We start from the raw sequence: 12144 nt of genomic DNA on the forward strand, positions 1-12144 counted from the left end.
TTCCTGTGACATCGGTTTTATCATTCACCGCCACAGGCCGCAACGAGTAATCAGAGGCAGGGGAAAGTTGTGCGTCCCATCACATAGCAGAATGTTTTGTCAGTCGAAAGCAGATCCGATAAAAACCCTGTTATGTGACGCGAATCGCCCTGCTGGCCTTCGACCATTCCGGATTTGCGCAGCGCGGGCAGGCTTTTTTTTCACCCGCCTGCAACGCAGAAATTTTACTACAACGGACGCAAACATAATCACCCGCTTCCGGCACGGTGATAAAACGCTCGCTGCACCCCTCTGGCAGAATACAGAGCCCGGGTTTAACCTCTTCATCAATATAGTAATAGACGCTGAGCTGGCCGTTGGTCTCCATAATCGCCAGCCTTACCTGCCCGAGCTGCTCGACGCCGTTGTTGCGCAGCTCCATAAAGAACTCGAACTCTGTCATGTTCTCTTTATGTAGCCTCTCCCACTCCAGTTCTCCCTCTTTAATAATGACGATCGGCTTGCCCTCGAGCAGATCCTCCAGCTTTTCGCTATGCGACATCAGCCACATCACCAGGCGGTAGAGCAGCGCGAGGGTAATAAAGACCACCAGCACCGGCAGCATGGGGACATCATCATAGAAAGCGACGTCACCCGCCGCCGAGCCAAGAGTCAAAATAATCAATACTTCAAACAGCGACATCTGCCGTACGCCGCGTCGGCCAGTGATTTTGAGGAACAGAAAAACCAGCACAAAGGTGTAGAGACTGCGCAGGGCCACTTCGCCCAGAAATTCGAGGGGAACCTTGTCGAGCGCCATGCGATGCAGGTCAAACGCTTTCATTTTTAATGCCTTAACAGTGAGTTACTCCTGATAAGCATAGCCAGAACTTTTATTTTCGCCGCACCACGAAGGACGATAGCGCCTGCCACGTAAAACCCGTATCATTGCGCGCTTTACGTACGAAAAAAGTGACCGCCATGACTCAAACATTTATCCCCGGTAAAGACGCTGCGCTGGAAGACTCCATCGCCCGCTTTCAGCAGAAACTGACCGATCTCGGTTTCAATATTGAAGAGGCCTCCTGGCTAAACCCTGTGCCAAACGTCTGGTCGGTGCATATCCGCGATAAAGAGTGCGCGCTCTGCTTTACCAATGGTAAAGGCGCCACGAAGAAAGCGGCGCTGGCCTCCGCGCTCGGCGAATATTTCGAACGTCTCTCCACCAACTACTTCTTTGCTGACTTCTGGCTTGGCGACGCCATTGCCCAGGGGCCGTTTGTCCACTATCCGAATGAGAAGTGGTTCCCGCTGCCGGAAGATGACTCGCTGCCGGAAGGCATTCTCGATGCACGTCTGCGCGCCTACTACGATCCGGAAAATGAGCTGGCTGCAGGTATGCTGATCGATCTGCAATCCGGTAATGAAGAGCGCGGCATCTGCGCACTGCCCTTTACCCGCCAGTCGGATGAGCAGACGGTCTATATCCCGATGAATATCGTCGGCAACCTCTATGTCTCCAACGGCATGTCGGCGGGCAACACCCGTAACGAAGCGCGCGTGCAGGGGCTGTCTGAAGTTTTCGAACGTCACATTAAAAACCGCATTATCGCCGAGAGCATCAGCCTGCCAGAGATCCCGCAGGAGGTGCTGGCGCGCTATCCAGGCGTGGTCGAAGCGATTGCCAAACTGGAAGCGGAAGGTTTCCCGATCTTTGCCTATGACGGCTCGCTGGGCGGTAACTACCCGGTGATCTGCGTGGTGCTGTTCAACCCGGCGAATGGCACCTGCTTCGCCTCGTTTGGCGCGCACCCGGACTTCGGCGTGGCGCTGGAGCGTACGGTGACGGAACTGCTGCAGGGCCGCGGCCTGAAGGATCTGGATGTCTTTACCCCGCCGACCTTTGATGATGAAGAAGTGGCGGAACACGCTAACCTCGAAACGCACTTTATCGACTCCAGTGGTCTTATCTCCTGGGATCTGTTCAAACAGGATGCCGATTATCCGTTTGTCGACTGGAGCTTTGCCGGCACTACGGAAGAGGAGTTCGCGACGCTGATGAGTATCTTCCAGAAGGAAGATAAAGAGGTTTACATCGCGGATTATGAGCACCTGGGCGTCTACGCCTGCCGTATTCTGGTGCCGGGCATGTCTGATATCTATCCGGCGGAAGATCTGTGGCTGGCGAATAACACCATGGGTACCCACCTGCGTGAAACCATCCTTTCCCTGCCTGGCAGCGAGTGGGATAAAGAGGCTTATCTCGATCTTATCGCTCAGTTGGATGATGAAGGTCACGATGACTTTACGCGCGTGCGCGAACTGCTGGGCCTGGCAACGGGCAAAGATAACGGCTGGTATACCCTGCGCATCGGCGAGCTGAAAGCGATGCTGGCGCTGGCGGGCGGCGATCTCGATCAGGCGCTGGCCTGGACCGAGTGGACGATTGAGTTTAACGCCTCGATCTTTAGCCCTGAGCGTGCCAACTACTACCGCTGCCTGCAGACCCTGCTCTTGCTGGCGCAGGAAGAGGAGCGCCAACCGCTGCAATACCTGAACGCTTTTGTGCGCATGTATGGCGCGCAGGCCGTTGAAGCCGCCAGCGCCGCCCTCAGCGGTGAAGCGCCGTTTTACGATCTGCAGCCTGCCGACGGCACGCTGCAGGCGTTCCCGGCTCATCAGGCACTGTTAGCCGCTTACGAAAAATTACAACGTGCGAAAGTCGCTTACTGGTCTAAGTAACGATAAATAACACTACAACAGGTAGGCTTATTCGTAAGTCTACGCTATATTACGGGGCAATTTTATTGCCCCTTTTTTATTATATTTTGGTGATGAATCTTAAATGTAATATTTAAGTTAATTGCGGGTAAATATAATTATATTCGCAGCGCTAGTATTGTTACTTCTAATGGCAATTACTCCATATTAATTAACCGTTAACGGAGGATCGCACAAAAAAATTCAACGCTTCTTATAAATTTTAAAATTTATTTTTATTTTGATAATCAACACGTTACCCCGCTTTAGCAGAAAAACCATACGCTTTGCGGTCCTATAAGCCAGGCGAGATATGATCCATATCAAATTGTCTTCTATAATGCTTTGTTAGTATCTCGTCGCCGACTTAATAAAGAGAGAGTTAGTGTGAAAGCTGACAACCCTTTTGATCTAATACTTCCAGCAGAGATGGCCAAAGTGGCCGAAGAAGCTGGTGTCTATAAAGCGACTAAACATCCGCTTAAGACCTTCTACCTGGCGATTACCGCCGGTGTGTTTATCTCCATTGCGTTCGTTTTCTATATAACGGCTACCACCGGTACAGCAACGATGCCTTATGGCATCGCAAAACTTATCGGCGGCATCTGTTTCTCACTTGGGTTGATTCTCTGCATTATCTGCGGCGCCGACCTCTTTACCTCCACGGTGCTGATTGTTGTGGCGAAAGCCAGCGGGCGCATCACGTGGGGGCAACTGGCTCGAAACTGGATCAACGTTTACGTTGGCAACCTGGTGGGTGCGCTGCTCTTCGTCTTATTAATGTGGCTGTCCGGCGAATATATGGTCGCCAACGGCGGCTGGGGCTTGAACGTATTGCAGACCGCCGATCACAAGGTGCACCACACCTTCATTGAAGCGGTGGCGTTGGGTATCCTCGCCAACCTGATGGTCTGCATGGCGGTATGGATGAGTTACTCCGGCCGCAGCCTGATGGATAAAGCAATGATTATGGTGCTGCCGGTCGCGATGTTTGTCGCCAGCGGTTTTGAGCACAGTATTGCGAACATGTTTATGATCCCGATGGGCATCGTGATTCGCAACTTTGCAAGCCCGGAGTTCTGGACCGCCGTTGGTTCCAGCCCGGAAAGTTTTTCTCACCTGACAGTCATGAACTTTATTACCGATAACCTGATCCCGGTAACAATCGGGAACATCATCGGTGGAGGCTTACTGGTCGGGTTGACATACTGGGTCATTTACCTGCGTGGCAACGATCACCACTAAAGATCGTTTCAGGCAGTAAATAAAAAATCCACTTAAGAAGGTAGGTGTTACATGTCCGAACTTAACGAAAAATTAGCCGCAGCCTGGGAAGGTTTTACTCAAGGTGAATGGCAAAACGCTGTAAACGTACGTGATTTTATCCAGAAAAACTACACTCCGTACGAAGGTGACGAGTCCTTCCTGGCGGGCGCTACTGACGCGACCACCAAGCTGTGGGACAAAGTCATGGAAGGCGTGAAACTGGAAAACCGCACGCATGCGCCAGTTGATTTCGACACCTCCGTTGCTTCCACTATCACCTCTCACGATGCGGGCTACATCAACAAGCAGCTCGAGAAGATCGTTGGTCTGCAGACCGAAGCACCGCTGAAACGCGCCATCATCCCGTTCGGCGGGATCAAAATGGTTGAAGGTTCCTGCAAAGCGTACAACCGCGAACTGGATCCGCAGCTGAAAAAAATCTTCACCGAATACCGTAAAACCCACAACCAGGGCGTATTCGATGTTTACACCAAAGATATCCTGAACTGCCGTAAATCTGGCGTGCTGACCGGTCTGCCGGACGCCTACGGCCGTGGTCGTATCATCGGTGACTACCGTCGCGTTGCGCTGTACGGTATCGACTTCCTGATGAAAGACAAATATGCCCAGTTCCAGTCTCTGCAGTCTGACCTGGAAAACGGCGTAAACCTGGAAGCGACTATCCGTCTGCGTGAAGAGATTGCTGAACAGCACCGCGCGCTGGGTCAGATCAAAGAGATGGCAGCAAAATATGGCTGTGATATCTCCGGTCCGGCAACCACTGCTCAGGAAGCAATTCAGTGGACCTACTTCGGCTACCTGGCCGCAGTTAAGTCTCAGAACGGCGCTGCAATGTCCTTCGGTCGCGTCTCCACTTTCCTGGACGTTTACATTGAACGTGACATGAAAGCGGGCAAAATCACCGAGCAGGACGCACAGGAAATGATTGACCACCTGGTCATGAAACTGCGTATGGTCCGCTTCCTGCGTACTCCTGAGTATGATGAGCTCTTCTCTGGCGACCCGATTTGGGCAACTGAATCTATCGGCGGTATGGGCGTTGACGGCCGTACGCTGGTTTCCAAAAACAGCTTCCGCTTCCTGAACACCCTCTACACCATGGGGCCGTCTCCGGAGCCGAACATCACCGTTCTGTGGTCTGAAAAACTGCCGCTGAACTTCAAAAAATTCGCTGCTAAAGTCTCCATCGACACCTCTTCTCTGCAGTATGAGAACGATGACCTGATGCGTCCGGACTTCAACAACGATGACTACGCGATTGCCTGCTGCGTAAGCCCGATGGTTGTCGGCAAACAGATGCAGTTCTTCGGTGCCCGTGCAAACCTGGCGAAAACCATGCTGTACGCTATCAACGGCGGCGTGGATGAAAAACTGAAAATGCAGGTAGGTCCGAAATCTGAACCTATCAAAGGCGACCTGCTGAAGTTCGACGAAGTGATGGAACGTATGGATCACTTTATGGACTGGCTGGCTAAACAGTATGTCACCGCGCTGAACGTTATCCACTACATGCACGACAAGTACAGCTACGAAGCCTCTCTGATGGCGCTGCACGATCGTGACGTGGTTCGTACCATGGCTTGCGGTATCGCTGGCCTGTCGGTTGCCGCTGACTCTCTGTCTGCTATCAAATATGCGAAAGTTAAACCGATTCGTGACGAAGATGGTCTGGCCATCGACTTCGAAATCGAAGGCGAATACCCGCAGTTTGGTAACAACGACGCACGCGTCGATGACATGGCGGTTGACCTGGTAGAACGTTTCATGAAGAAAATTCAGAAACTGACCACCTACCGCAACGCGATCCCGACTCAGTCGGTTCTGACCATCACTTCTAACGTTGTGTATGGTAAGAAAACCGGTAACACCCCGGATGGTCGTCGCGCTGGTGCACCGTTTGGACCGGGTGCTAACCCGATGCACGGCCGTGACCAGAAAGGTGCTGTTGCCTCTCTGACCTCCGTTGCAAAACTGCCGTTTGCCTACGCGAAAGATGGTATCTCTTACACCTTCTCTATCGTGCCGAACGCGCTGGGTAAAGATGATGAAGTGCGTAAAACTAACCTCGCAGGTCTGATGGATGGTTACTTCCACCATGAAGCCTCAATCGAAGGTGGTCAGCACCTCAACGTCAACGTTATGAACCGCGAAATGCTGCTCGACGCGATGGAAAACCCGGAGAAATATCCGCAGCTGACCATCCGCGTTTCCGGTTACGCTGTGCGCTTTAACTCGCTGACTAAAGAGCAGCAGCAGGACGTGATTACCCGTACTTTCACCCAGACCATGTAATGGTATTGGCTGAAAGAAGCTTGTAAAAAGCGTACACTAAAGGCTCCACGTCTGTGGGGCCTTTTTCACAACCATAGCCTGCTTCGTCAGCCATCTGTTTACCGGATGCCTGCCAAAACAGACTTAGTGCAGAAGGAATGAAACTGCACAGACACAGGCCCCGGATGGGCCACATCTGGAGAAAACACCGCAATGTCAGTTATTGGTCGCATACACTCCTTCGAATCCTGCGGTACGGTCGACGGCCCGGGCATCCGCTTTATCACCTTCTTTCAGGGCTGCCTGATGCGCTGCCTCTACTGCCATAACCGCGATACCTGGGATACCCATGGCGGTAAAGAGATCACCGTTGAAGAGCTGATGAAAGACGTGGTGGCCTATCGCCACTTTATGAATGCCTCCGGCGGCGGCGTGACCGCCTCGGGCGGCGAAGCGATTTTGCAGGCGGAGTTCGTCCGTGACTGGTTCCGCGCCTGCAAAAAAGAGGGCATTCATACCTGTCTTGATACCAATGGCTTTGTTCGCCGCTACGATCCGGTGATCGATGAGTTGCTGGAGGTCACCGATCTGGTGATGCTCGATTTGAAACAGATGAATGATGAGATCCACCAGAATCTGGTCGGCGTCTCCAACCATCGCACGCTGGAGTTCGCCCAGTATCTGGCGAAGAAAGGGATTAAGGTCTGGATCCGCTACGTTGTCGTGCCGGGCTGGTCAGATGACGACGACTCCGCGCACCGCCTCGGCGAGTTTACCCGCGACATGGGCAACGTCGAGAAAATCGAACTGCTGCCCTACCACGAACTGGGCAAACACAAATGGGTGGCGATGGGCGAAGAGTACAAGCTGGATGGCATTCACCCGCCGAAAAAAGAGACCATGGAGCGCGTGAAAGGGATCCTTGAGCAGTACGGCCATAAAGTGATGTACTGAGCCGCGAAACGAATAAAAAAAGCCACAACGCTATGTTGTGGCTTTTTTGTTGTCTGCCGGATAAGCCGAAATAATCAGGCGTGTGCGACCGGCGTCGGGTGGTGGCCCGCTTTGCGCATCAGCATCACCAGGTAGACCAGCGATACGCCAGCAATCATCACAAACAGCAGGCTGTCAGAGTAGCTCTGCATCAACATGGAAGTAAGCGTCGGCCCGAGCAGACTGCCGATGGTATAGCTCAGCAGCAGCGCCTGGTTCATTGCCACCAGCTGATGGTGTTCCACTTTTTCACAGGCCCAGGCCATCGCCACCGGGTAGAGCGTAAAGCCTGCCGTGCCCAGCACAAACAGCGCAGGTGCCATCGCCGCGTTGCTCAACATACCGAAGCAGCCGATGATCACCACAAAAACCTGCACACGCAGCACCAGCAAGCGACCAAAGCGGTCGGCGATACGGCCAATCGGCCACTGACCAATAATCCCGGCACTGACCATCAGCGCCATCCAGAAACCAATGCCGGAGTCGCTGACGCCCTGATGCGACAGGTAGAGCGGCATCAGGCCATAGAGTGAGCCAAGAATAATCCCGGAGATGATGCAGCCATTAACGCCAAGACGGGCCTGACGCAGGCGCAGCATTGGCCAGATCGAAGAAGCCACCTGCTCTTCGCTGTGCTGATTAACAATGCGCGTAAAGAGCAGCGGCAGCATGGCCGCCAGCACCATACCAGTAACCCACGGCAGCACGCTCATCAACTCGGTTGGCAGTTTGCTGACCATCAATTGGCCAAGCACGGTGCCGATATAGTAAACCATCATATAGGCCGCCAGCAGGCGACCGCGGTTGTGAGCAGTGCCGCTGGACATCAGCGCGCTCTCCACCACCACCCAAATCATGGCGCAGCCGACGCCGGCGATAAAACGCCAAATCATCCAGCTCCAGAAACCCACCATCAGCCCTAAGCCGACGCAACCTGCGGCGAAAATCAGCGACGCAATGTAGTAGCTACGGTTAAAGCCCATCTGGCGGATCAGTCGACCAGTCAGTAGCGTGCCCAGCAGATTGCCGGTGAAATAGGAGGAACCAACCATGCCGACCTGCCAGGTTGGCAGATTTTCATGGGCGAGCCAAAGGGGCACGAGCGTGTTCAGCGTCGCGATAGCCAGGGTCAACAGCATCAGGCCACAGAGCAATAAAAGCACTGGCCGGGTATAGGTGGTCATGGGTTAAAACCGTGAGGAAGTTCAGTTTGCGTGCGCATCATGCCACCGGCAAAAACATTGTCAATCCACTGTTTTTCGCCAAAGTGAGCTTTTTATCGACGACGATTTGTAAAACTTATCCTCTTTGCCACTTAGCGCGCACCGTCGCGTTATATCTCTTTGAAAAGAAGCCAGTAATCTATAGACCACGACAATTTTTCAGTTGAAAAAATTCATGAAGATTAATGGTTGAGACGCACGAAAAAGGCAATAAAAAAGCGCCCGCAGGCGCTTTTAAAAACATGCTGTATCGGCAAGATTAACCGATGTACTCCAGCCCGTTCATATAAGGGCGCAGTACTTCCGGCACCTCAATGCGGCCATCGGCCTGCTGGTAGTTTTCCAGCACCGCAACCAGCGTACGCCCCACTGCCAGACCAGAGCCGTTCAGGGTATGCACCAGACGGGTTTTCTTGTCGGACTTGCTGCGGCAGCGTGCCTGCATGCGGCGCGCCTGGAAATCCCAGACGTTGGAGCAGGAGGAGATTTCGCGGTAGGTGCCCTGCGCCGGAACCCATACTTCGAGATCGTAGGTTTTGCAGGCACCAAAGCCCATATCGCCGGTGCAGAGCAGCACTTTGCGGTAAGGCAGACCGAGCAGCTGCAACACTTTCTCTGCATGCCCGGTAATCTCTTCCAGCGCCGCCATGGAATCTTCCGGGCGAACCACCTGAACCAGTTCGACTTTATCAAACTGGTGCATACGGATCAGACCGCGCGTGTCACGACCGTAAGACCCTGCTTCAGAACGGAAGCACGGCGTATGCGCGGTCATTTTGATCGGCAGACTCTCTTCATCGATAATTTCATCGCGCACGAGGTTGGTCAGCGGCACTTCCGCAGTCGGGATCAGCGCGTAGTTGCTGCTGTCGGACTCCTCTTCCAGCGGACGGGTATGGAACAGATCGCCGGCGAACTTCGGCAGCTGGCCAGTACCGTACAGGGTGTCATGGTTGACCAGATACGGCACATAGTTTTCCGCGTAGCCATGCTGCTCAGTGTGCAGATCCAGCATGAACTGCGCCAGCGCGCGGTGCATACGGGCGATCTGCCCTTTCATCACCACGAAACGGGAGCCGGTCAGCTTCACCGCAGCGGCAAAATCCAGGCCGCTGTGCATCTCACCGAGGGTGACGTGATCGCGGATCTCGAAATCAAACTGGCGCGGCGTGCCCCAGCGGCTGATTTCAACGTTATCGTTCTCGTCACGGCCAACCGGTACGCTATCATCAGGCAGGTTCGGAATGGTCAGCGCGATATCGCGGATCTCAGCCAGCAGCGTTTCCAGCTCGGCTTTCGCCGCGTCCAGCTCTTCACCCAGCTTGTTCACTTCCAGGCGTAATGGCTCGATATCTTCCCCGCGTGCTTTCGCCTGGCCGATGGATTTCGATCGTGAGTTACGCTCTGCCTGCAGATTTTCAGTGTTGACCTGCAGGACTTTACGACGCTCTTCGAGCGCGCGTAATTTCTCTACGTCCAGCTTAAAGCCCCGGCGTGCCAGTTTTTCAGCGACTGCGTCTGGCTCGGTACGCAGCAGATTGGGATCGAGCATGCTTTTCCTGTGCTTATCGAATTGAAATAAAAGGAACCCGACCGCAGAGTGCGATCGAGGGTATGAGCCGTAACCTTACCGCAACGCCCGCACTAGCGGTAGCGTTTTATAGGGCTTTTATGATCCTGTTCAGCGAGCCAGGCGAGCTTTTCGCCAATCTTGCCTTCAAGACCTCTGTTCGTCGGCTGATAGTAGCGCGTTTCTGCCATTTCCTGCGGGAAATACTCCTCCCCGGCGGCAAAGGCATTGGGCTCATCGTGGGCATAGCGATACTCCTGCCCATAACCCATCTCCTTCATCAGCTTGGTCGGCGCGTTGCGCAGATGCGGCGGTACATCATAATCGGGGCGCTGTCGCGCATCGGCCATCGCAGCTTTGAAAGCTTTATAGACGGCGTTGCTTTTTGGCGCGCAGGCCAGGTAGACAATCGCCTGCGCAATGGCGCGTTCGCCTTCGGCCGGGCCGACGCGGGTAAAGCAGTCCCACGCGGAGATAGCAACCTGCATGGCGCGCGGATCGGCATTGCCGACATCTTCGGAGGCGATTGCCAGGCAGCGGCGCGCAACATAGAGCGGGTCGCCGCCGGCAGAGATAATGCGCGCATACCAGTAGAGCGCGGCATCTGGCGCGCTTCCGCGTACCGATTTGTGCAGCGCGGAGATCAGGTCGTAAAAACGGTCGCCTTTATTATCAAAGCGCGCGCTGCGTTCACCGGCAATCTCCGTAAGCAGCTCAGGGTTGAGTACGCGCTTGCCGCTCTTATCGAGCTCCGCCATATCCGCCATCATCTCAAGCGTGTTGAGCGCCCGGCGCGCATCACCACCCACCAGTTCGGCAATCGCCAGCCGGGTTTCGTCCGGCAGAACGATATCCTGGCCGCCGTAACCGCGCGCTTTATCTTCCATCGCCTGCGTTAATACCAGTTCAATATCCTCTGTGGTGAGGGATTTGAGCAGGTAAACGCGCGCACGGGAGAGCAGTGCGGAGTTGAGTTCAAACGAAGGGTTTTCGGTGGTCGCGCCGATAAAGGTGATGGTGCCATCTTCGATATGCGGCAGAAAGGCGTCCTGCTGGCTTTTGTTAAAACGGTGGACTTCATCGACAAACAGAGTGGTGCGGCGTCCGGCGTTACGGTTCTGGCGGGCGCGCTCTATGGCTTCGCGGATCTCTTTTACGCCGGAGGTGACCGCTGAGATCCGCTCGACATCAGCATCGGCATAGCGCGCAATGACCTCTGCCAGCGTGGTTTTGCCGGTGCCCGGCGGTCCCCACAGGATCATCGAGTGCAGATGACCGGCTTCAATGGCGCGCGGCAGGGGTTTGCCCGGCGCCAGCAGATGCTGCTGACCAATGTACTGCGCTAAATTTTCTGGCCGCATACGCGCGGCCAGAGGTTGAAACGTGTTCTCGGAAAAATCGAGCGACATGTTACTCATGCACGCCTCTTACTTGCGTTGATCGTCAACCGTTACGCCCTGCGGCGGGGTAAAGGTGAATTTCGATGCATCGACAGCGCCGTTCTGCTGCGCTTTCAGCTGATAGCTGCTGCGCTGGTCATCCTGTTCGATGGCGCTGAACTGATGGATGGTGCCGTCGCGGCCGACATTAATGGTGAACTGTTTCAGGTTACCGTTGCTGCTTTTTGGCGTCAGTTCAAAATCATCGCCCTTCTGCGCAATGTTGTACTGCTGCCAGTCGCTGGTCTGGTTACGGGCAATCAGCATAAACGGCGTGTTGCTGGTAGCATCTTTCAGCCAGGTTGCCGTCGCCTGTTCAACAAACGGGTTGTAGAACCACAGCGTTTTGCCGTCGGAAACCAGTACGCTCTCGTCCGGCTGGGTCATATGCCAGTTAAACAGGTTCGGGCGTTTAACCCACAAATCACCCTGGCCTTCCTGTACCGCAGCGCCGCTGCCGTCGGTCACTTTCTGGGTAAAGCTGGCGTGGAAGCTGCTGACTTTATCGAGGCGGCTTTTCAGATCGCTTGCCGCGTCTGCCCAGACATTGCTTACCACTAAGGAGCCCATCAGTGCACAAACCATGGCGATTTTTTTCATTGTCATTCCTCTGATACGTCAC

9 protein-coding genes are annotated in these 12144 nt (G+C 54.3%); 4 read left to right on the forward strand and 5 right to left on the reverse strand.

Translation table 11 applies throughout. The annotated features are described in order from the left end of the window. Positions 1-130: 130 nt before the first annotated feature. Positions 131-823 carry a DUF421 domain-containing protein gene (locus IAE48_RS07800; protein WP_054803088.1) on the reverse strand — a complete coding sequence of 231 codons (693 nt, stop codon included), beginning with the start codon at positions 821-823 and terminating at the stop codon, positions 131-133. A gap of 137 nt (positions 824-960) precedes the next feature. Here IAE48_RS07800 and ycaO point away from each other — a divergent pair, with 137 nt between their 5' ends. The 4 genes from ycaO to pflA all read left to right on the forward strand — a co-directional run bounded on the left by ycaO (position 961) and on the right by pflA (position 7251). Then, entirely contained in the window at positions 961-2721 is a 1761-nt protein-coding gene (ycaO, locus tag IAE48_RS07805; RefSeq protein ID WP_076770314.1) for a 30S ribosomal protein S12 methylthiotransferase accessory factor YcaO, read from the forward strand. Between the two features lie 405 nt (positions 2722-3126). Continuing rightward, complete coding sequence (gene focA, locus IAE48_RS07810) at positions 3127-3984, forward strand: formate transporter FocA (protein WP_042718762.1); 858 nt, start codon at positions 3127-3129, stop codon at positions 3982-3984. 51 nt (positions 3985-4035) lie between these two features. After that, entirely contained in the window at positions 4036-6318 is a 2283-nt protein-coding gene (gene pflB, locus IAE48_RS07815) for a formate C-acetyltransferase (RefSeq protein ID WP_094420341.1), read from the forward strand. Positions 6319-6510: 192 nt separating this feature from the next. After that, complete coding sequence (pflA, locus tag IAE48_RS07820; protein WP_042714174.1) at positions 6511-7251, forward strand: pyruvate formate lyase 1-activating protein; 741 nt, start codon at positions 6511-6513, stop codon at positions 7249-7251. 74 nt (positions 7252-7325) lie between these two features. Here the strand turns inward: pflA and IAE48_RS07825 are convergent, their stop codons facing one another. The 4 genes from IAE48_RS07825 to lolA form a co-directional block, all read right to left on the reverse strand. After that, positions 7326-8474, reverse strand: coding sequence for an MFS transporter (locus IAE48_RS07825; protein WP_042714176.1), 1149 nt, complete (start codon positions 8472-8474; stop codon positions 7326-7328). Positions 8475-8772: 298 nt separating this feature from the next. After that, positions 8773-10065, reverse strand: coding sequence for a serine--tRNA ligase (gene serS, locus IAE48_RS07830; RefSeq protein ID WP_094420342.1), 1293 nt, complete (start codon positions 10063-10065; stop codon positions 8773-8775). A gap of 92 nt (positions 10066-10157) precedes the next feature. Then, on the reverse strand, positions 10158-11501 hold the full coding sequence (locus IAE48_RS07835; protein WP_200133988.1) for a replication-associated recombination protein A: 1344 nt from the start codon (positions 11499-11501) through the stop codon (positions 10158-10160). Positions 11502-11510: 9 nt separating this feature from the next. Next, positions 11511-12122, reverse strand: coding sequence for an outer membrane lipoprotein chaperone LolA (gene lolA / locus IAE48_RS07840; RefSeq protein WP_094420343.1), 612 nt, complete (start codon positions 12120-12122; stop codon positions 11511-11513). Positions 12123-12144: the final 22 nt, after the last annotated feature.

The organism is Kosakonia sp. S57, from assembly GCF_016516575.1.
GTDB classification, from domain to species: domain Bacteria; phylum Pseudomonadota; class Gammaproteobacteria; order Enterobacterales; family Enterobacteriaceae; genus Kosakonia; species Kosakonia cowanii.

Bases quoted from the DNA above. Each gene is read 5' to 3' on its own strand.
- serS (WP_094420342.1), bottom strand. From the start codon at position 10,065: ATGCTCGATCCCAATCTGCTGCGTACCGAGCCAGACGCAGTCGCTGAA.
- IAE48_RS07800 (WP_054803088.1), bottom strand. From the start codon at position 823: ATGAAAGCGTTTGACCTGCATCGCATGGCGCTCGACAAGGTTCCCCTC.
- pflA (WP_042714174.1), top strand. From the start codon at position 6,511: ATGTCAGTTATTGGTCGCATACACTCCTTCGAATCCTGCGGTACGGTC.
- pflB (WP_094420341.1), top strand. From the start codon at position 4,036: ATGTCCGAACTTAACGAAAAATTAGCCGCAGCCTGGGAAGGTTTTACT.
- IAE48_RS07825 (WP_042714176.1), bottom strand. From the start codon at position 8,474: ATGACCACCTATACCCGGCCAGTGCTTTTATTGCTCTGTGGCCTGATG.
- lolA (WP_094420343.1), bottom strand. From the start codon at position 12,122: ATGAAAAAAATCGCCATGGTTTGTGCACTGATGGGCTCCTTAGTGGTA.
- IAE48_RS07835 (WP_200133988.1), bottom strand. From the start codon at position 11,501: ATGAGTAACATGTCGCTCGATTTTTCCGAGAACACGTTTCAACCTCTG.
- ycaO (WP_076770314.1), top strand. From the start codon at position 961: ATGACTCAAACATTTATCCCCGGTAAAGACGCTGCGCTGGAAGACTCC.